General features: G+C 61.9%; 20 protein-coding genes. 13 read left to right on the plus strand and 7 right to left on the minus strand.

The genetic code is table 11. From position 1 onward, the window contains the following. Positions 1-43: 43 nt before the first annotated feature. Genes AC6I99_RS06470 through AC6I99_RS06495 form a run of 6 tightly spaced genes read left to right on the plus strand, consistent with a single transcriptional unit; the run spans position 44 to position 4,472 of the window. Positions 44-610: a hypothetical protein gene (locus AC6I99_RS06470; protein WP_309931655.1), complete on the plus strand. Its 567-nt coding sequence runs from the start codon at positions 44-46 to the stop codon at positions 608-610. Positions 611-620: 10 nt separating this feature from the next. Beyond that, positions 621-1,454 carry an exodeoxyribonuclease III gene (locus tag AC6I99_RS06475; protein ID WP_497960651.1) on the plus strand — a complete coding sequence of 278 codons (834 nt, stop codon included), beginning with the start codon at positions 621-623 and terminating at the stop codon, positions 1,452-1,454. 21 nt (positions 1,455-1,475) lie between these two features. Next, complete coding sequence (trpS, locus tag AC6I99_RS06480) at positions 1,476-2,600, plus strand: tryptophan--tRNA ligase (protein ID WP_224166789.1); 1,125 nt, start codon at positions 1,476-1,478, stop codon at positions 2,598-2,600. A gap of 4 nt (positions 2,601-2,604) precedes the next feature. Next, complete coding sequence (locus AC6I99_RS06485; RefSeq protein WP_224166790.1) at positions 2,605-3,282, plus strand: 2'-5' RNA ligase family protein; 678 nt, start codon at positions 2,605-2,607, stop codon at positions 3,280-3,282. Further along, entirely contained in the window at positions 3,209-4,294 is a 1,086-nt protein-coding gene (locus tag AC6I99_RS06490; RefSeq protein WP_309931653.1) for a YihY/virulence factor BrkB family protein, read from the plus strand. Before AC6I99_RS06485 ends, AC6I99_RS06490 begins: the two co-directional genes overlap by 74 nt. Before the next feature lie 25 nt (positions 4,295-4,319). Then, positions 4,320-4,472 (plus strand): hypothetical protein, encoded by a 153-nt coding sequence (locus AC6I99_RS06495; protein ID WP_224091527.1) that lies wholly within the window; start codon positions 4,320-4,322, stop codon positions 4,470-4,472. Between the two features lie 94 nt (positions 4,473-4,566). Here the strand turns inward: AC6I99_RS06495 and AC6I99_RS06500 are convergent, their stop codons facing one another. Further along, positions 4,567-6,783, minus strand: a complete 2,217-nt coding sequence (locus AC6I99_RS06500; protein ID WP_497945778.1) for a hypothetical protein — start codon at positions 6,781-6,783, stop codon at positions 4,567-4,569. A 117-nt stretch (positions 6,784-6,900) separates the two neighbouring features. Here AC6I99_RS06500 and AC6I99_RS06505 point away from each other — a divergent pair, with 117 nt between their 5' ends. After that, the gene (locus tag AC6I99_RS06505; RefSeq protein WP_497945777.1) at positions 6,901-8,202 is read left to right on the plus strand and encodes an ABC transporter substrate-binding protein; all 1,302 of its coding nucleotides are present in this window, start codon (positions 6,901-6,903) and stop codon (positions 8,200-8,202) included. 76 nt (positions 8,203-8,278) lie between these two features. Here the strand turns inward: AC6I99_RS06505 and AC6I99_RS06510 are convergent, their stop codons facing one another. The 5 genes from AC6I99_RS06510 to sdhC all read right to left on the minus strand — a co-directional run bounded on the left by AC6I99_RS06510 (position 8,279) and on the right by sdhC (position 12,731). Beyond that, a complete protein-coding gene (locus AC6I99_RS06510) occupies positions 8,279-9,055 on the minus strand; it encodes an alpha/beta hydrolase family protein (protein WP_497945775.1) in 777 nt (258 codons plus the stop codon). 127 nt (positions 9,056-9,182) lie between these two features. Next, the gene (locus tag AC6I99_RS06515; protein WP_497945774.1) at positions 9,183-9,965 is read right to left on the minus strand and encodes a succinate dehydrogenase iron-sulfur subunit; all 783 of its coding nucleotides are present in this window, start codon (positions 9,963-9,965) and stop codon (positions 9,183-9,185) included. After that, positions 9,965-11,764, minus strand: coding sequence for a succinate dehydrogenase flavoprotein subunit (gene sdhA / locus AC6I99_RS06520; RefSeq protein ID WP_224091532.1), 1,800 nt, complete (start codon positions 11,762-11,764; stop codon positions 9,965-9,967). Before sdhA ends, AC6I99_RS06515 begins: the two co-directional genes overlap by 1 nt. Positions 11,765-11,870: 106 nt before the next feature. Further along, complete coding sequence (locus tag AC6I99_RS06525; RefSeq protein ID WP_216924882.1) at positions 11,871-12,347, minus strand: succinate dehydrogenase hydrophobic membrane anchor subunit; 477 nt, start codon at positions 12,345-12,347, stop codon at positions 11,871-11,873. A gap of 3 nt (positions 12,348-12,350) precedes the next feature. Next, on the minus strand, positions 12,351-12,731 hold the full coding sequence (gene sdhC, locus AC6I99_RS06530; RefSeq protein ID WP_089594138.1) for a succinate dehydrogenase, cytochrome b556 subunit: 381 nt from the start codon (positions 12,729-12,731) through the stop codon (positions 12,351-12,353). 264 nt (positions 12,732-12,995) lie between these two features. Between sdhC and AC6I99_RS06535 the strand changes: the two genes are divergently transcribed. After that, positions 12,996-14,129: a mannose-1-phosphate guanylyltransferase gene (locus tag AC6I99_RS06535; protein ID WP_224091533.1), complete on the plus strand. Its 1,134-nt coding sequence runs from the start codon at positions 12,996-12,998 to the stop codon at positions 14,127-14,129. A 108-nt stretch (positions 14,130-14,237) separates the two neighbouring features. After that, a complete protein-coding gene (locus AC6I99_RS06540) occupies positions 14,238-15,443 on the plus strand; it encodes an amidohydrolase (RefSeq protein ID WP_497945772.1) in 1,206 nt (401 codons plus the stop codon). 50 nt (positions 15,444-15,493) lie between these two features. Here AC6I99_RS06540 and AC6I99_RS06545 read toward each other — a convergent pair whose 3' ends face one another. After that, positions 15,494-16,663: an IS30 family transposase gene (locus AC6I99_RS06545; RefSeq protein ID WP_497945770.1), complete on the minus strand. Its 1,170-nt coding sequence runs from the start codon at positions 16,661-16,663 to the stop codon at positions 15,494-15,496. Between the two features lie 131 nt (positions 16,664-16,794). On the opposite strand from AC6I99_RS06545, the gene AC6I99_RS06550 reads away from it, so the two are divergent. From AC6I99_RS06550 to AC6I99_RS06565, 4 genes are all read left to right on the plus strand, one after another. Next, the gene (locus AC6I99_RS06550) at positions 16,795-17,229 is read left to right on the plus strand and encodes a MarR family winged helix-turn-helix transcriptional regulator (RefSeq protein WP_497945768.1); all 435 of its coding nucleotides are present in this window, start codon (positions 16,795-16,797) and stop codon (positions 17,227-17,229) included. A gap of 53 nt (positions 17,230-17,282) precedes the next feature. After that, positions 17,283-17,714, plus strand: a complete 432-nt coding sequence (locus AC6I99_RS06555; RefSeq protein WP_216924886.1) for an organic hydroperoxide resistance protein — start codon at positions 17,283-17,285, stop codon at positions 17,712-17,714. Next, positions 17,711-18,736: an NADP-dependent oxidoreductase gene (locus AC6I99_RS06560; RefSeq protein WP_224091539.1), complete on the plus strand. Its 1,026-nt coding sequence runs from the start codon at positions 17,711-17,713 to the stop codon at positions 18,734-18,736. Before AC6I99_RS06555 ends, AC6I99_RS06560 begins: the two co-directional genes overlap by 4 nt. 248 nt (positions 18,737-18,984) lie before the next feature. Then, a complete protein-coding gene (locus tag AC6I99_RS06565; protein WP_497945767.1) occupies positions 18,985-20,091 on the plus strand; it encodes a BMP family lipoprotein in 1,107 nt (368 codons plus the stop codon). The last annotated feature ends 24 nt before the right edge of the window (positions 20,092-20,115 follow it).

The following is a 20,115-nucleotide window of genomic DNA, read 5'->3' on the forward strand; positions in this document are numbered from 1 at the left end:
GGAAGCGGCACAGGCACCTTCAGGGGTTTGCGACAATTGACTCATGCAATCTCTCGGCGACCCGCACCCGTCCACGTCCTCGTCCGGTAGAGGCCTTTTCAAGGGCTTCCGCATCGGCGGCCTGGGGATGACCGTAGTCATCATCGCTTTCGTGGTGGCTGTTATTTTCGCGGCCAACCAGAACGATTTTGTGGGTTGGGTAGTTGCGGTGGTCGCCTTCGGCTGGCTCGCACTCGCCGCCTTCGTGGTGTTCAGCATTCGAAGGGCCGCGCGGCGCGCCGGAGCAAAATTGAGCGAAGCGCAAGCCGCCTTCAACTCGGCAACCGGCCGCGCGCCGTCGTCGTCCTCGGCTGACAGCGGCGGCACCCGCGTTGTCGCTGAACGCAGCCAGGCCGATGAAGTACGGGACCTCAAGCTGGACCATTCCTTCAAGATTGTCCAGGTGCAGGTGCGCGTTGTGGACGAGGAACGTGCCAAGGGTGCAGCGGCAAACCAGGACACCATCAACCGCGCGCTGGAAACCATCGCGATCACGGCCACCAATGCGCGGGACATGATCAAGTCCTCAGGTGGCTCGGACGAGCCCGTGGCCGGCACCATCATCGACTAGAGTAGACCGGGTGAGTACGGCATTGAAGAAGGACTTCCTTCGCATCGCATCGGTCAACGTCAATGGCCTTCGGGCTGCCTACAAGAACGGCATGGCGGAATGGCTGGAGCCGCGCGAAGTAGACATCCTCTGCTTGCAGGAAGTCCGCGCTCCTGACGCAATCGTCAACACCCTGCTCGGCGAAGGGTGGTACATCCTCCACGCCGAGGCTGAGGCAAAGGGTCGCGCAGGCGTTGCCATTGCTTCCCGCGAGGAACCCACAGCCACCCGGATCGGAATCGGCGATGACTACTTCGCCACCGCCGGCCGCTGGGTCGAAGCGGATTTCATCGTCAGGAACACCGGCGGCGAATCCTCCACGTTGTCCGTGGTCAGCGCCTACGTTCACTCCGGTGAGGCAGGTACGCCCAAGCAGGATGATAAGTACCGCTTCCTGGACGCCATGACCACCCGCCTCCCCGAGCTCGCCAAGCACAGCGATCACGCGCTGGTAGTTGGCGACCTCAACGTCGGACACACTGAACTGGACATCAAGAACTGGAAGGGCAACGTCAAGCGTGCCGGTTTCCTGCCGGAGGAGCGCGCTTATTTCGACCGCTTCCTGGGTGAAGAAATCGGATGGAGGGATGTCCACAGGGGCCTGGCAGGAAATGTTGCCGGCCCCTACACCTGGTGGTCCCAGCGCGGAAAGGCCTTTGACACTGACACAGGCTGGCGCATCGACTACCACCTGGCTACTCCCGGACTTGCAGCAGCCGCGTTCTCGGCTGTCGTGGATCGGGCGCCTTCGTGGGACACCCGCTTCTCTGACCACGCACCGCTGGTAGTGGACTACCGGCTTTAAGCTTCACGAAAGTATTGCTCAATGACTAGCTCCATCACGACTGAAACCGGCACCCCAGCCGCCACACTGCCCAGCGGGAGTACCGTGACCTCCACCAAGCTTGCCGTTGGCGCCAAGCAGCGCGTCCTTTCAGGTATGCAGCCCTCTGCTGATTCCCTGCACCTTGGCAACTACCTTGGCGCTTTGGTCAACTGGGTTCGCATGCAGGACGAGTACGACGCCGTCTTCTTCATTCCGGATTTGCACGCCATCACCGTTCCGCAGGATCCTGCCGAGCTCGCCCGCCGCACCAGGGTTACGGCTGCCCAGTACATCGCCGGCGGCGTGGACGTGGAGAAGTGCACGCTGTTCGTGCAGTCGCAGGTCCCCGAGCATGCCCAGCTTGCGTGGGTACTGAACTGCATCACCGGAATGGGTGAAGCCGGCCGCATGACGCAGTTCAAGGACAAGGCACAGAAGCAGGGCTCGGACCACGCCAGCGTCGGCCTGTTCACCTATCCCATCCTGCAGGCTGCAGACATCCTCCTCTACCAGCCGCACGGCGTACCTGTCGGCGAAGACCAGCGCCAGCACGTGGAGCTCAGCCGGGACCTCGCCAACCGCTTCAACAGCCGCTTCGGCGAGACGTTCCAGGTGCCCGAGCCCTTCATCCAGAAGGAATCGGCAAAGATCTACGATCTCCAGAACCCCACGGCCAAGATGTCCAAGTCCGCCGAATCACCCGCTGGCCTCATCAACCTGTTGGATGACCCCAAGACCGTGGCCAAGCGCATCAAATCCGCTGTCACTGACACTGAGACCGAGATCCGCTACGACCGCGAAAACAAGCCGGGCGTGTCCAACCTGCTCACCATCTACTCGGCCATCAGTGGTACCCCGGTGGAGAAGATCGTGGCCGACTACCAGGGCAAGATGTACGGCCACCTCAAGGTAGATCTCGCCGAACTCGTCTCCGGACGCCTTGCCCCCATCCGTGAGCGGGCCAACGAACTTCTCGCGGACCCCGCAGAACTGGACCGTCTCCTGGCTCACGGTGCGGACAAAGCGCGTGAGATCGCCTCGGCGACGCTCGCCGATGTCTACTCCAAAGTAGGCTTCCTGCCCTACCGCGGGGATGCCTACCGCAGCGAGCAAGGAGTCCGCTAAGTTCATGTGCGCAGCTGGCCAGCTTAACGTCAAGACCGATACCCCCCAAGGCGTCGGTCCGGACGAATCGCGCCAGCCTGCTGTCACCGGCACCGATTGCGGTGCCGGTGACACCATGTGCGTTGGGGTGATCCTCGGCTTCCCGCCGGAGATCGCGCGTGAACTGCAGGCCTGGCGCGCTTCCTTTGGGGATCCCATGGCCGAAGTCATCCCAGCCCACATCACCCTCATCACCACCACGCCCACCCAGGATTGGGCAGCCACCCGGGACCACGTGCGCGAGATCGCCCGCTCACAGGAACCGTTCACCATCACCATCTCCGGTACCGGTTCGTTCCGGCCCGTTTCGCCCGTGGTTTTCGTCAACGTCGAAGAAGGCTTTGAAGAGTGCGTGCAACTGCACGAAAAGCTCCAGACGGGTCCGCTTGAGCGTTTGCTTCCTTTCCCGTACCACCCGCATGTCACCGTGGCCCATGATGTGGCCGAGGAAAATCTGGACGAGGCCGAAACGGTCCTGAGAGATTACCGGGCGACCTTCCCAGTGGTTAGCATGGGACTTTACGAGCACGACACCAATGGAATTTGGCAGCTACGGGAAGAGCTCGACTTTGGCGGCGACACTGACGAAACGCAGCAGGCGGAATCAACATCCACCGGCGGGAAGTCCTCCGCTGCCAACTGAGCTGGCAAAGCTAAAACTTCAACTTCTTCACAAGCGGCAGGACTGGGGCCATGCCAAACGTGCCGGAGAAGGCCTGCCGAAGAGGGCCGGAGCCCTTCTCGCCCTCCTGATTGCCAGGCTGAACACCAACCGGGCCATGCGCTCCTTCCAGAACTACACCCGGCAGCATGGACCGCTTCTGAGTGCGGGCATCGGCTTCAACATGTTCTTCTCCATCACGGGTCTGCTCACCACGGGTTTCGCCGTCGCCGGAATCGTCCTCGGCGGCAACCCGGTCCTCGAAGACGCCGTCATTGGCAGCGTTGCCTCTGCAGCTCCGGGACTCCTCCAGGTCAATGGCGGCGAGGGACTGGTCGATCCCCAAACACTGCTCAATCCCTCAGGGCTTGGGTGGACCGCGGTCATCGCGGCTGCGGTAACCATCTTCACGTCCCTTGGATGGATTGCCAGTGTCAGGGAAGGCCTGCGTGGCGTAATGGATGCTGATCCGCTCCAGCGCAGCCCCATCCTGCAGAAGCTGATCGACGCCGGCACCCTCCTGCTCCTTGGCGTGATCCTCGTGGTCAGCGCCGGCGCATCCCTGATCTTTGGCACGGCTGCTGCGTGGATCTTCGACCTCCTCCGGTTGGACGAAGCAGTGGCGGCTCCCGTGGCGGCCGTCGTCAAAGTCGTCGTCCCCCTCCTGCTGAACTGCGCGACGGCGGCAGTGTTGTTCCATATCGCAGGTGGCCTCAAGCTGGGGCGCCAGGCGTTCATCGAAGGGGTTGCGCTGGCTGGCATCGGGACCACCGTGCTTCAGCTGTTCAGTACCGAACTCCTCGCCCGGGCAGGACAGAACCCTGTCCTCGCCTCGTTCGCCATCATCATCGGCCTTCTGATCTGGTTCAACCTGGTAAGCCAGGTGTACCTTGTTTCGGCTTCGTGGGCCGCCATCCGCGAAGCTGACCTGCAGGCAGGGGAGACCCCGCGCAAGAGGCTCCTCGGTTCACGCCGCACAACGCCCCAGACGTAAGAGTTGCTTTCTTCCAGGAGGTTTCATGAACAACCAGTTGTGGATCGCTTGCCTCCTGGGAACCGCTGCAGGGCTGGTGGTTGGCCAACTCGTGTTCAACTCTCCATTTGTGGGAATCCTCGTTGGCCTCGGCCTGGGCGCCTTGGTTGGAGCGGCTGTAGGACCCCGCCGCGAATAGAGGACCCCGCCGCGAATAGCAACGCGGGGTCACTTACGGCCCATCCGGAGGGGGATTATGGGCCGTAAGTGACCCCGCGTTGGTTCCAATCCGGCTATGGTGCCCGGACCAGACCTTCCCACCTGACGGTCCAGTCAGCCGGGAAACCTGGTGCGTGGCGGTCCGGTCCGTTGTCCCAACCAGCGGCCATCAACGCGACGGCGGCGAGCAGCCCACCATTCCCAGGCAGATATAGCGGAAGCGAATCCGTTTGACGGTTGTGCCCGTTTGTCAGCACGGTGTTTTTTCCGGCGTCCAGCAGAAGGGCGTCGACGGCGGCCTCCGGGTCCTCCAAACGGGCGGCTGTCATTGCCATTACTGGATAGTCCCAACCCCAAGTACTGCCCCAATCCCAGTCCGCCAGGACATCCGACAGGGTTGCCCGCATGATGTCCGGATCAATCAGGTCCGTCAGAGGCAGGACGCCCAGCGCGCACAGCATCGAAGGGTGGTCCGTGCGGATGGTGAAGGGCTCCACGTCGATCGCAGCGTAAGCGCCATTCACCACGCGTGGCTTTACCAAAGCGTCCGCAACGTCAGTCCACGCTTCCACGGGTTCCAGACCCAGCCGCTCACGCCAGGCAGCTGCGGTCCGCAGCCCCCACTGCCAGTAAGCCAACTCAAATGTGGGATTGGTGACCCTGGCCCGGATGGAGCCGTAGCTTTCCTGTGCAGGAATCAAGGGTGGCCCCAGCTCGAATCCACGCTGCGTTGGATGGGCGAAGCTGGCCATGAAGGCAGCTGACTCGAACACAATCTCCGCGAATTCTTCCAACACCTCACGGCTGGGATTTGCCCGGTACGCAAGCTCGGCCAAGTAAATGGGGTGTGGCTGCTGCCAGATCAGGAATGTTCCGATCGGACTTGGGCTTTCACGGCCGTCCGGCCCGATCTGCTTGGGCCAGCGCACGCCGTCGAATCCTTGCGCGTTTGCCGTTTGACGCGATACCTCCAGCACTGTGGAGTACCACCGTAGCGATGGCAGGAGCAGCTCCACCCGGTTCCAGTGGGCAAAGTGCGCAGCATGCCACCAGTGCATTTCCAAGTGGAAGCGGCCGCGCCAGGAGTTGCACACGAGTCCGGTTTCCTGCGGAGGCAGCGAACCTGAGCAATTGATCGCCGTCAGATACTGCGAAAGGACAATCCGGCGCTCAAGTTCCTTTGCTCTGGGATCGTCGGTCGCATCAAGTTCGATCGCCCCGCCGGAGGACCAGAACCCGGGCCAATAGGCCTCCGAAGCTGCGGTCACGCTAAGGGCAAGTGAAAGCCCGACGCCGGTCTGGCCAATGGCGTCAGGGCTCACCGCTGGCGTCGTGGCTGTTGGCCTGTTGTTGCCTCGAGGGATGCAGTCGCCATCTCCGGCGGACAGGAAGGCGACGGTGAAGTCCAGCATCTGGTTGGTTTCCGGACGCCCGGTCATGGCGTGAGCTACTCGGAGTTGGTGCTGTCCGGTCTGTTCCACTGTCAGGTTGTCGCCGGTGATCACCACCTGATAGCGGGCCTCATCCAGTTCCCGGTGGACTGTCCATGTTGGACAGCCATCATGCTCTTCGGACATCACGGGACCGTCTACCGAGGTGGTGTGGGCGTCCGGACTGTTCCAGTCAGCCGCGTCGTGCCAGGCCTCGGAACCGTAGGGAAAGCTGATGCCAACAAGCAGACCGGCGCCCAGTGCTGGCGACTCCACGCGGAAGCCGAGTTCGTCGTGGTCCGGGTGGCACGCCGTCGTGACCTTGACGGGGTGTCCGGCCAAGGTGAAGCGGCTGATGATTACTCCCGACCATAAATCGAGTGTTTGTTCGGTGTCGGTGATTTCAGCCTCAAGGATGGAGCGCGCCGTGCCATTCTCCAGCCACCGGAAGCCGATGCGCCCCAGGTCCAGCCGGTGCTGGTTCGCCCGGAGCCAGGTTTCAGCCGTGGATGTGTCTGTCTCGCGATCATTGACGATGCCACCCACCATGTCCACGTAGGGCACTGGGCCGCGGGGGGAATCGTAGAGGACTATCGAGTCGGCAAGGTCGTACGGCTGCGGCGGCGGCACGGAGTGCCAACCCCATTGTGACTGGGTTCCCAGAAGCGTGCCCGGCGGGAGGTCATCGCGGGCGCCCACAGGGTAAGACGCCGGCAGGGACTGGAGTCCGGTGACGTCAACGGTGAAGCCGAACTCGCCATTGCCCACGGAGAGCGGGCTTCCGGGATCGAGACGACTCTGATGGACGTTGTGCCGCTGAACGAGAGCCTTCCGGTCGATTTTTCCGGCTATTGTGTGCACTCCGCACGCCCTCCCAGTTTCGTGATCGAAATAGTTAATGCTCATAACTATTGACGAGCATAAACCCTCTTGATACGTTTCAGGAACCGTTTTCTCAGACTTGAAGGAAGTTACCCAATGACGCGTAAATCTGTCCGTCGCATGCGAAAGTCAGTAGCAGTTTTGGCTGCCGTCAGCCTGTTGGGGCTCACCGTGGCATGCTCCAGCCCCTCATCCAACCAGTCCGGGGACGGGCCCGTGGAAATACGGTTCTCGTGGTGGGGCAATGCCACCCGCGCCGAACTGACCAACAAGGCCATCAAGGAGTTCGAGGCCGCCAACCCCAACATCAAGGTCAAGCCGGAGTATGGCGACATTGGAGGCTACTTCGACAAGCTGGCAACCCAGGTGGCAGCCAACGACGCCCCCGATGTCATCACCATGGGAGGTGCCTACCCGGCCGAGTATGCAAACCGCGGCGCACTGCTGGATCTGTCCAAGGTGGAGGGCTCACTCGACCTCTCCAAAATGGATCAGGGAGCCCTTGAAAACGGCCAGGTCAAGGGCAAGCAGTACGGCATCTCAACCGGTGCCAACGCTTTGGCCATCGTGGTGAACCCCGCTGTTTTCCAAGCGGCAGGCGTTTCCCTGCCGGATGACAACACGTGGTCATGGGATGACTTCGCAAAGACCGCAGAGGACATCACGGCCAACAGCCCCAAGGGAACGTACGGTACAGCCACAGTCCTCACGCATGACTCGCTGGACGCTTTCGCCCGTCAGCGGGGCAAGTCGCTTTACACAGAAGACGGCCAGTTGGGACTGGACAAGGAAACCGTGCAGGACTACTTCGATTTCTCGCTCAAGCTCAGCGAGTCAGGCGCGGCCCCCAGCGCTTCGGAGACGGTAGAAAAGCTCAACGTCAGCACTGAGCAGACACTTATGGGCATGGGGCAGGCCGGCATGATGCTCACCTGGACTAACTCCCTGACCGCACTGAGCAAAGCCTCCGGCGCTGAGCTGAAGTTGCTGAAACTGCCTGGGGAGACGCCCACGCCCGGCATCTGGCTGCAGTCTTCGCAGTTTTACACCATCTCAGCCCGCAGCAAGCACACGGATGCCGCTGCCAAGCTGGTCAATTTCCTCGTGAACAATGAGGCCGCAGCAAAAATCATCCAGAGCGACCGTGGCGTACCCAGCAACTCCGGCATGCGTACGGCCATCCAGGATCTGCTGACTCCGCAAGGCAAGGCAGAGGCCGCCTATATCGACCAGATCGGCAAGATGGATTTCGCGCCCACCTTCATCGGTCCCACGGGCTCCACGGCAGTCTCCGAGATCACGGCGCGCATCAACACCGAAGTCCTCTTCAAGCGGCTGACGCCGGACAAAGCCGCCGAGCAGTGGCTTAGTGAGAGCAAAGCGGCCATCGGCAAATAGGGAACACCAACGCGGGGTCACTTAGGGCCCATCCGGAAGGGGATTATGGGCCCTAAGTGACCCCGCGTTGCTTTAATCAGTGGGCGTCCCGGACTTCCAAGTAGGGATCAGCCCAAGCGCTGATGATCCGTGCCACCCGGGCGGCTTGTCCCTTGCCCGTCAGGAGGTGCTCGCTGCCCTCCAGCGAAATGAAGCTGCGAGGATGCCGGGCCGTCCGGAAGATTTCGCTGGCGTTGTCGATGCCCACGGTGTTGTCAGTGGGGGAGTGCATCACCATCAAGGGCCTATGGAGCGTGCGGATGCAGTCGCGCAGGTCAGCGCGTTCCACATCCTCCACAAAGTGCCGGCGGATTTCCATGGGCCTGCCGCCCAGGTCAACCACGGCGCTGCCGTCGCGCAGGATGGAATCTATTTCGGCGTCGAACATGTGCTCGACGTGCTTTGGCTCGTAAGGTGCGCCCACCGTCACAACGGCGTTGAGGCCGGGGATGTCGCGTGCAGCAGCCAGCACCGCGGCGCCACCGAAGGAGTGGCCCACCAGCAAGGAGATCCCCCTGCCCTGCTCCCGCATGAAGTCGGCAGCGAGAATGGTGTCGGCCACTTTGACGCTGAACGAGCCTGCGGACCATTCTCCGGCAGAGCCGCCCAGGCCAAGGTTGTCGAACCGGAGCATGCCCACACCCTGCTCCGCGAGCCCTTTGCAAATCCGGGAAGCAGCGGGGCTGTCCTTGCCCAGGGTCAGGCCGTGCGAGTACACACCCCAGCCACGGACAGGGCCCTCAGGCACGTCTACAATGCCAGCGAGGGCATCACCCGTACTTCCAGTGAAAGTGATCTTCTCAGGGCGTGACACGCTGGTCTCCTTGCTTTTGCACTATCGGGCCGGAGCCGGACTGGTGAAGTGATTAACGACGACGGCGCCACTCACCAACAGGGGTGGGCGGCGCCGTCGTCGTTTGGTTCCTAGGGGGACCGGCGAACTAGATCTTGCGGGCCAGGATGGCCTGCTTGACCTCGGCGATTGCCTGGGTCACCTGAATGCCGCGGGGGCATGCTTCCGAGCAGTTGAAGGTGGTGCGGCAACGCCACACGCCTTCTTTGTCGTTCAGGATTTCCAGGCGCATGTCGCCGGCGTCATCACGGGAATCGAAGATGAAGCGGTGTGCGTTGACGATTGCGGCCGGACCAAAGTACTGGCCGTCGGTCCAGAAGACCGGGCAGGACGAGGTGCAGGCAGCACAGAGGATGCACTTGGTGGTGTCGTCAAAGCGCTCACGGTCGTCAACGGACTGCAGGCGTTCCTTGGTGGGCTCGTGGCCCTTGTTGATCAGGAACGGCATGACTTCGCGGAACGACTGGAAGAAGGGTTCCATGTCCACGATCAGGTCCTTCTCCACGGGGAGGCCCTTGATCGGCTCGACCGTGATGGGCTTGGTGGTGTCCAGGTCCTTCAGCAGCGTCTTGCAGGCGAGGCGGTTACGGCCGTTGATGCGCATGGCATCCGAACCACAAACACCGTGTGCGCAGGAGCGGCGGAAGGAAACGCTGCCGTCGATCTCCCACTTGACTTTGTGCAGGGCATCCAGAACTCGGTCCGTGCCATACATGGTCAGCTTGTAGTCATCCCAGCGGGCTTCTTCCGAGATTTCGGGATCGTACCGGCGGACGCGCAGGGTGATGTGGAAAGTGGGGATTTCACCGTCGCCGGCGACACTCGCCGGAAGCTCGATCTTGGAAGCGGGCTCTGCCATTTCGGTAGTCATTAGTACTTACGCTCCATCGGCTCGTAACGGGTGAAGACAACGGGCTTGGTCTCCAAACGGATGCCCGCAACGGATTCGGCCGACGAGTCGACGGTAACGGAGGAGTCCAGGTAAGCCATGGAGTGCTTCATGAACTTTTCGTCGTCGCGGTCCGGGAAGTCCTCGCGGTAGTGGCCGCCGCGCGACTCTTCACGGTGCAGTGCACCGACGGTCATGACCTTGGCCATGTCCAGGAGGAAGCCCAGTTCCACGGCTTCCAGCAGGTCCAGGTTGAAGCGCTTGCCCTTGTCCTGGACGGTGACGTTCTTGTACCGCTCTTCGAACGAGGCGATGTCGCTGAGCACCTTTTCCAGGGATTCCTTGGTGCGGAACACCTGCATGTTCGCGTCCATGGTGTCCTGCAGTTCCTTGCGGATCTGGGCAACACGCTCGGTGCCGCTGCCGTTAAGCAGGCCGTCAAGGATGCCTCGCGTCATGGCCTCCGGGTCCTCGGGCAGCTCGACGAAGTCGGCCGTCTTGGAGTACTCGGCGGCCGCGATGCCGGCGCGCTTGCCGAAGACGTTGATGTCCAGGAGCGAGTTGGTGCCCAGACGGTTGGAGCCGTGGACGGATACGCAAGCAACTTCACCGGCTGCGTAGAGGCCCGGAACGATCGTGTCGTTGTCCTGGAGGACTTCGGTAGTGATGTTCGTGGGAATGCCACCCATGGCGTAGTGCGCAGTGGGGAACACCGGAACCGGGTCCGTGAACGGTTCCACACCAAGGTAGGTGCGGGCGAACTCGGTGATGTCCGGAAGCTTGGCCTCGATGTGGGCAGGCTCAAGGTGGGTCAGGTCCAGGAGGACGTAGTCCTTGTTCGGACCACAACCACGGCCTTCACGCACTTCATTCGCCATGGCGCGGGCCACGATGTCACGGGGTGCAAGGTCCTTGATGGTGGGGGCGTAACGCTCCATGAAGCGTTCACCCTCGGAGTTACGCAGGATGGCACCTTCACCACGTGCACCCTCGGTGAGGAGGATGCCCAGGCCTGCGAGGCCGGTCGGGTGGAACTGGAAGAATTCCATGTCTTCCAGGGGGATGCCACGGCGGAAGGCGATGCCCATGCCGTCGCCTGTCAGGGTGTGGGCGTTGGAGGTCGTCTTGAAGACCTTGCCTGCACCGCCGGAGGCGAACACTACGGACTTGGCCTGGAAAACGTGCAGTTCACCGGAAGCAAGATCGTAGGAGACTACGCCGGCGACACGCTTCTGCTTGTACGGGGTACCGTCTTCGCGTACTGCGTCTTCTTCGACGATCAGCAGGTCAAGGACGTAGTACTCGTTGTAGAACTCAACGTTGTGCTTGACGCAGTTTTGGTACAGCGTCTGCAGGATCATGTGGCCCGTGCGGTCGGCAGCGTAGCAAGCACGGCGGACAGGAGCCTTGCCGTGGTCGCGGGTGTGGCCACCAAAGCGGCGCTGGTCGATCCGGCCTTCGGGTGTGCGGTTGAACGGCAGACCCATCTTCTCCAGGTCCAGCACGGCGTCGATGGCTTCCTTCGCCATGACCTCGGCTGCGTCCTGGTCAACCAGGTAGTCGCCACCCTTGATCGTGTCAAAGGTGTGCCACTCCCAGTTGTCTTCTTCGACGTTGGCCAGTGCTGCACACATGCCACCCTGGGCTGCACCGGTGTGCGAGCGGGTGGGGTAGAGCTTGGTCAGTACCGCTGTGCGTGCGCGCTGACCGGATTCGATCGCGGCGCGCATGCCGGCGCCACCTGCACCGACAATGACGACGTCGTACTTATGGACCTGCATACCAGATGCTCTCTCTTTCAAAAATTCAGATGGTCGGCGGAGGCTGTTCCGCTAAGTCGGGCGCAACCGGTTCCCTGCGGGGCCGGCCGGCTGCGCCAGGAAGCCGCTACGGGGCCGGGCAGAAGCCGCCAGGCAGCTGAACGCCGTCGACGACGGGGCACGGGTTGAACGTGAAGATCACCAGGGTGCCGAGAATGATGATGACAGCCGTGGCTGCATAGAGGACTACCTTGAGCCAGAAGCGCGTGGAGTCCTTTTCAGCGTAGTCGTTGATGATGGTGCGGACGCCGTTGGTTCCGTGCAGCATGGCAAGCCAGAGCATGGCGAGGTCCCAGAACTGCCAGAAGGGATCTGCCCACTTACCGGCAACGAAACCGAAGTCGATGGCGTGGATACCCTCACCCACCAGCAGGTTCACGAAGAGGTGGCCGAAGATCAGCACCACCAGGACGATGCCGGAGAGGCGCATGAAGAGCCAGGCGATCATCTCGAAGTTGCCACGGCTGGAGCCGGTGCGGTTGTACTTCGGAGCAATCTTGCCCGAACCGATTTTTCCGCTGCGGGGGGATTCGATCGTCGTCATGGTTTAGTGGCCTCCCAGCGCGAGGGAAAGGTGGCGGATAGCGAAGCCGGCGAACGTAACGAGCCACAGCGCAAGCACGATCCACAGCATTTGGCGCTGGTACTTCGCGCCTTTCTTCCAGAAGTCGATGGCGATCACACGAAGGCCGTTGAAGGCGTGGAAGATGATCGCGGCGACCAGGCCCGTTTCACCCAGGGCCATGAGGGGGTTCTTGTAAGCACCAATGACGGCCGTGTAGGCCTCGGGGGACACGCGCACCAATGAGGTGTCCAACACATGGACCAACAAGAAGAAAAAGATCACTACACCGGTAATACGGTGTCCAACCCAGGACCACATGCCTTCACGGCCGCGGTACAAGGTGCCAGCTGGTTTTGTCGGCACTGATTAAACCTTCCTGCAACACAGCGGCGCTGGCATGGGATCCATGCGGGGGGAACGCCTGCTGCGAGAGCACTCGTAGCTCACGCCTAAATCTAGGCTTCGCTACCAGCTTATTCAATTTAGGACGCGCTTCTCTGGTTGTTAATTCCATGTTTCCTGCCCGTATTTAGGCGATATTTCGGCGATTTCCCGTACTTCGTGAGACGAAGGCCACATGTGTGGAGGCCTGCGGGGCTTCGCAGCCGCGTCGGATAAAGTGTTGCGGTGAGTACAGAAGACGCGACATTCCCGGAATCTCCATTGAACCGCTTCCACGCGGTTATTCCGGCGGGCGGTGTGGGGACCCGGCTGTGGCCACTCTCGCGTGCCGCTGCGCCCAAGTTCCTCCACGACCTGACCGGCTCCGGCAGCACGTTGTTGAGGGCCACCTATGACCGCCTTGAGCCGCTGGCCGGTGAGCGGGTGCTTGTTGTGACCGGCGAGGCACACCGTGCCGCTGTATGCCGGCAGCTCCCCGAGGTGGGCGATGACGAGCTGGTGCTCGAGAGCGAGCCCAAGGACTCCGGTGCTGCCATCGGATTGGCCGCCGCGATTCTCCACCGCCGCGACCCGGAGACCATCATGGGTTCGTTCGCCGCGGACCAGGTGATCAGCCCTGACGACCTCTTCCAGGAGACCGTGCGCGAGGCAATTTACACCGCTGCCACGGGCAAGATCGTCACGATCGGCATCAAGCCCACGCACCCCTCCACCGGCTTCGGCTACATCCGCTCCGGTGAAGCACTGAACGTGGAAGGCGCTCCGAACGCGCTTGCCGTGGCTGAGTTTGTTGAGAAGCCCAGCGAGGAAGTCGCGAAGAAATATGTAGAAGCAGGGGACTACGTCTGGAACGCAGGCATGTTCGTGGCTCCCGTAGCGCTCATGCTCCAGCACCTCGAAGCGAACCAGCCGGAGTTGTTCAAGGGCCTCCAGGAAATTGCCGAAGCCTGGGATACGCCACAGCGCGCTGAAGTTACCGCGCGTGTCTGGCCCACACTGCCCAAGATTGCGATCGACTACGCGGTTGCCGAGCCGGCAGCGGCAGCCGGCGATGTCGCCGTCGTGCCTGGTACTTTCCGCTGGGACGACGTTGGCGACTTTGCCGCGATCGGCCGCCTGAACAATGCGGGCGACGTCGATGAAGTTACCGTTCTTGGCGAAGGTGCCCGGGTGTTTGCCGAGAATGCGAGCGGCGTAGTGGTGTCCGATACCAAGCGCGTGATTGCCCTCATCGGCATCAAGGACGTGGTCATCGTGGACACGCCCGACGCACTCCTGGTGACTACCAAGGAACATGCCCAGTTGGTCAAGGGCACTGTCGACGCCCTGAAAGCCAGTGGCGATACGGACGTCCTGTAGCAATCCCTTATACCGTGAGCCACCTCTTTGGTTGTCCTGCGCCTGAACGCAGCGTAACCAAGAGGTGGCTTTCGTTCTTCGGAGGCCGCGGATGGCTAGAGTTGTGACGTGCGCAATTACACGACTGAAACCGAGCCGACCCCCGTTGTAAGTCCGTGGGTGGATGAGCTGCTGCCTGGACTCATCGATTTCAGGCGGGACCTGCACGCGCACCCTGAACTTTCCTTCAAGGAATTCCGCACCACCGACAAACTCGCGGAGCGGCTCGAAGCTGCAGGATTGCAGCCGCGCCGCCTTGAAGGAACCGGACTTACGGTGGACGTGGGCGAAGGCCCTATTGCCACTGCACTGCGCGGTGACATCGACGCCTTGCCCATCATCGAGGAAACGGGCCTGCCGTTCGCTTCCAAGAACCACGGCGTCACGCACGCCTGCGGGCATGACGTCCACACCACCACCATGCTCGGCATCGCCTTGGTGCTGCAGCGGATGCACAAGAACACCCCGCTGGGCGGGACTGTCCGCATTATTTTCCAGCCAGCCGAGGAGACGATGCCCGGCGGTGCTTTGTCCTGTATCGAGCAGGGCGTGCTGGAGGGCGTTCCCCGGATCCTTGCGTTGCACTGCGATCCCAGGATCAACGTGGGCAAGATCGGCACCCGGATCGGGGCCATCACCTCGGCATCGGACACCATCAAGATCGAGCTCACGGGCCGGGGTGGCCACACGTCCAGGCCGCACCTGACGGAAGACCTCGTCTTTGCCCTGGCGCAGATTGCGGTCAACGTACCAGCCGTGCTCTCCCGTCGCGTGGATGTCCGCAGCGGCGTGTCAGTGGTGTGGGGCCAGATCTCGGCAGGTTCGGCACCCAACGCGATCCCGGGCACTGGCTACATGGCGGGCACCATGCGCTGCCTTGACCGCGATGCCTGGCACAGTGCCGGGGAGCTGCTGGACGACGTCGTGAAGCAGGTTGCCGCTCCTTACGGCGTGGACGTGCACCTGGAGCACACCCGCGGCGTTCCTCCAGTGGTCAACTCCGAGCATGAGACGGCCCTGATTGAAGCGGCGGCGCGAGCCGAACTCGGCGAGAACGCCGTCGTCCTGACACCCCAGTCCATGGGTGGCGAAGACTTCGCCTGGTTCCTGGCAGACCTCCCGGGAGCCATGATGCGGCTCGGCACCCACACGCCCGGGGGCGAGGAATATGACCTTCACCGTGGCGACTTCATCGTGGATGAACGCGCCCTTGGCTACGCCATCCGCGTCCTGACCGCAGCCGCCCTCCGCACCATCCGCGACCTCCAGGACTGAACCCAACTGAGTCGCAGTTAAGCGCGTTTTGAGCTGGCGGTTTCTAGCGGTTATCGCAACAGGAAGGTTCTGATCATCTCATTTGGGGTGCAGAAGTCGAAGCGTTGGCGGGGTCTGTCGTTGAGTTCGTGGGCGACGTAATCGAGGTCTGTTTGGCTGTAGATGCTGAGGTCTGTGCCTTTGGGGAAGTATTGGCGCAGGAGTCCGTTGGTGTTCTCGTTCGAGCCGCGTTGCCAGGGTGAGTGGGGATCGCAGAAGTAGATGTCGATATCGGCTGCGATCTTTACTTCCTTGTGCCTGCTCATCTCGGTCCCTTGGTCCCAGGTCAGCGAGAGCCTCAGCTCGTCGGGAAGGGCGCTCATTTTGCTGATCAGCCCGTCCCGGACGGACTCGGCACGGTTTTGATCTGCGGGTACGTGGACGAGCATCACGAACCCGGTGGTGCGTTCCACGACGGTGCCGATGGCGGTTTTACCGTCCTTGCCTATGATGAGGTCGCCCTCCCAGTGGCCTGGTACCGCACGGTCTTCGACCTCGGCGGGGCGGTCGGCGATCATGACCATTCCCTGGATTCTGCCGCGGCGTTCGTCCGGGCGGCGTTGGGGTTTGCGCAAGGTCCGGCCGGTGCGCAGGTTCTTCACCAGTTCCCGCTTCAGTCCGCCCCGGGACTCAAGATAGAGGGACTGGTAGATGGTCTCGTGTAACACCCACATCTCCGGGTTGTTCGGGTGGTCCTTGCGGAGCCGGCCGGCGATCTGGACCGGCGAGTCTTTCTTACCGAGTCGCTTTTCGACTTCCTTGCGCAAGGCTTCGTTGCTTTTGAGCTTAGCGGTCTTGGGCCGGGCCGCCCTGGCATGGGCCCGGGCATGGGCAGTGGTGGCCCGGTAGTAGTAGACCTCATCGGCGTTCCGACGCAGTTCCCGAGATATCGTCGAGGGCGACCGGCCCAACCGCCGGGCGATCTCACGGACGGATTCCTTGCCCCTGAGCAAGGCAATTTGCTCGCGTTCATCAAAGGACAGCGAACGCCCCGAAAGGGTCCGACCCCTACGGGGCCGGACCCCTCCCGAGGACCTCAGCTCACGCCGAACGGTCGTTACCGACCATCCGACAGACTCTCCCGCTTCTTCAAAACGGGAACCGTCCGCTACCTGCTGCCAAAACGACTGAACAACCTCAGCAACCAAACGACTTGAGAACTTCACCACGGCAATCGACACCCTTCAATAATCAGGTGTTGCGATCACCGCATGATTCGAAGCTCTCAAAACGCGCTTATCTGCGACTTACTTGGGTACCAGCACGGGAAGATGAGTTGTGCACAATTGAATTGTGCACTATCGTTTTCTTCATGAGTGATGCACCCCGACTCCGCCACCAGGTCTGCTTTGCGTTGTATTCAGCGTCCAAAGCGGCGACGGCGGTCTACCGCCCCGTGCTGGACGAGCTGGGTCTGACCTATCCGCAGTACCTGGTGATGCTGGTCCTGTGGGAGCAGGAACCGCGCAGCGTGCGGGAACTTGGCTCCGAACTCGGGCTGGACTCCGGTACGTTATCGCCCCTCCTGAAGCGCCTTGAAGCCCTTGGTCTCGTTGAGCGCCACCGATCCGTTGAGGATGAACGCCGGGTGGATGTCGTCCTGACCGACGCCGGCAGGGAGTTGAGCACCCGCGCCCAGGCTGTCCCCAAGCGCCTCGCTGATGCCGCGGGCCTGTCCCCGGACGAAATTGAGCAACTGCATGCGACGCTCGGCAAACTCACGGCGGCACTGCAGAAGTCACTCTGACACTTCCAAAGCCACCCACAAGCCCTTTGATATCCAAGAGAAAAGGAATATTCGTGAAGACTCTCTACACTGCCGAGGCTTTGGCCTCCGGCGAAGGCCGCGACGGCAACGCCCGCACCAACGACGGCAAGCTCGACGTCGCCCTCGCCAGCCCGGTTGAGCTCGGAGGCAACGGACAGGGCACCAACCCCGAGCAATTGTTCGCCGCCGGCTACGCGGCATGCTTCCACTCCGCCCTGCGTTTGGTGGGCCGCAAGGAACGCGTTGACCTCAGCGATTCCGCCGTTGCCGCCAAGGTCCACTTCGGTGCACTCACCGACCGCGAGGGTTACGGCTTGGCCGCCGAGCTGGAGATCGCGCTGCCCGCCTTGGATCGCGACACCGCCGAGGAACTGATGGCCAAGGCCCACCAGATCTGCCCGTATTCCAACGCCACCCGCGGCAACATGGCAGTGGACCTCAAGCTCGTGGAGTTTGCAGCATGAGCACTGCGACAACTGTCCTGCCAGTGGAAACCCGGGAAATCCAGCTCACCTCGCGTCCTGTCGGCCGCCCATCGCCGGAGAACTTCCGCCTGGCCGCCTCCGGGCTGCCGGACCTTCAGGACGGGCAGATCCTGGTCCGGAACCAGTTCATGTCCGTGGACCCCTATATGCGCGGGCGGATGAATGACGTCAAGTCCTACTCGGCACCTTTCCGCCTGGATGCAGCGCTCGACGGCGGTGCGGTAGGTGAGGTGATCGCGTCCAGGTCCGACGCGCACAAGGTGGGTGACGTCGTCGTGCATCAGCTGGGGTGGCGTGAGCACGCGGTGGTGGACGCGGCCGCGACAACCACCGTTCCAAGCGGCCTTGCTCCAACATCGGCATTCCTTGGTGCTTTGGGCATGACGGGCCTGACCGCGTATGCGGGCCTGCTCAAAGTTGCCGAGTTCAAAGAAGGCGATGTCGTCTTCGTGTCGGGAGCAGCGGGTGCTGTGGGATCCATGGTGGGCCAGATTGCGAAGGCGTCGGGAGCCGGCAAGGTGATCGGCAGTGCCGGTTCTGCCGGGAAGGTCGCCAGGCTGCTGGAGCTCGGTTTTGATGCCGCCTTCAACTACAACGATGGTCCCGTTCTTGAGCAGTTGCGTGAAGCTGCGGGGGAGCGCGGCATCGATGTGTACTTCGACAATGTTGGTGGCGAACACCTTGAAGCCGCCCTGGCTACGCTCACCGTGGGCGGGCGCGTTGCCATGTGTGGTGCCATTGCCCAATACAACTCCACCGAGCCGCCGGTTGCACCAAGGAACCTGGCCGTGGCGATTGGCAAGCAGCTGACACTGCGTGGATTCCTCGTTGGTGGCCAGCGTCAGCACGCGGCGGAATTCGCGGAGAAGATGGCCGGTTGGCTGGCGGACGGAACAGTTCGCTACGACGAGACGATCGTGGACGGCCTGGAGAACGCACCACAGGCATTCATTGATTTGCTGGACGGCGCAAATACCGGAAAGATGCTCGTCCGGCTGTGATCTGCTGGGTGGGCCGGGTGTGACTTGCACACCCGGCTACTGCTTGGTAACAAAAGGTCAACAATCTGCCCTCGGGGACCGGATTGTGCTACCTGCGTGTGGTCTGCGCCACTAGTGTTGGGGGTATCAAGGCGCTTCGGCGCAGTGCTGCGAACTTCAGTGAAAACAGAATTTCTGCCTCGGGTATTCGAAACGGACACTCATTGACCATCCGTCGTAGCGCGACTCACTTTCTTCCTGGAGGAAAATTGAAGAACCCACTGCGTTCCACCCTTAAGCGCGGTTCAATGGCCGGAATTGCAACCGCAGGAGCCGCAGCGCTCTTGCTCAGCGGTTGCGGACAAGCTCCCGACGCCGGTTCGGGCGCCGCCACCAAGAGTGACTACATCGGCTGCATTGTGTCCGACTCCGGCGGATTCGATGACCAGTCCTTCAACCAGTCCTCATTCGAGGGTTTGCAGAAGGCCGAAAAGGACCTTGGCATCACCATGAAGTCGGCTGAGTCCAAGGCCAACAGCGACTACGAGGCCAACCTCAACGGTATGGTTTCCGCTGGGTGCAACCTGACCGTCACGGTGGGCTTCCTCCTGGACGGCGCCACCAAGGCTGCCGCGGAGAAGAACCCCGACAAGCACTTCGCGATCATCGACTTCTCGTATCCGACCCCCATCCCCAACGTGAAGTCGGTGGTTTATGACACAGCCCAGGCTGCCTACCTCGCAGGCTACGCCGCAGCCTCAGCAAGCAAGACCGGCAAGGTGGGAACCTTCGGCGGCATCAAGCTCCCTACAGTCACCATTTTCATGGACGGTTTCTATGACGGCGTCCAGGCCTACAACAAGGCCAAGGGCAAGTCTGTACAGGTTGTCGGCTGGGACAAGGCCAGCCAGGATGGCTCGTTCACGGGTGACTTCGAGAAGCAGGACACCGGCAAGCAAATCACCAAGAACCTGCTGGACCAGGGCGCGGACATCATCATGCCCGTAGCAGGCCCGGTGGGCAAGGGTGCAGGTGCAGCCCTAAAGGAAGCCAAGGCCGCCGGCAAGGACGTCAAGCTCATCTGGGTTGACTCCGACGGCTACCTCACTGCTCCTGAGTACAAGGACCTTATGCTGACCTCCGTGGTCAAGCAGATGGGTCAGGCTGTTGAAACCGTGGTGAAGGACGACAAAGACGGCAAGTTCAGCAACGAAGCCTACGTTGGCACCTTGGCCAATGAGGGTGTGGCCATCGCACCGTTCCACGACCTCGATTCCGCAGTTTCCGCCGAGACCAAGTCCGAGCTCGACAAACTGAAGGCGGACATCGTGTCCGGCAAGCTGGTTGTTGAATCAGCGTCAAGCCCCAAGAAGTAACAACTCCCGGACGCGCCGCCAGTA

This window comes from Arthrobacter sp. TmtSoilC77 (assembly GCF_059739415.1).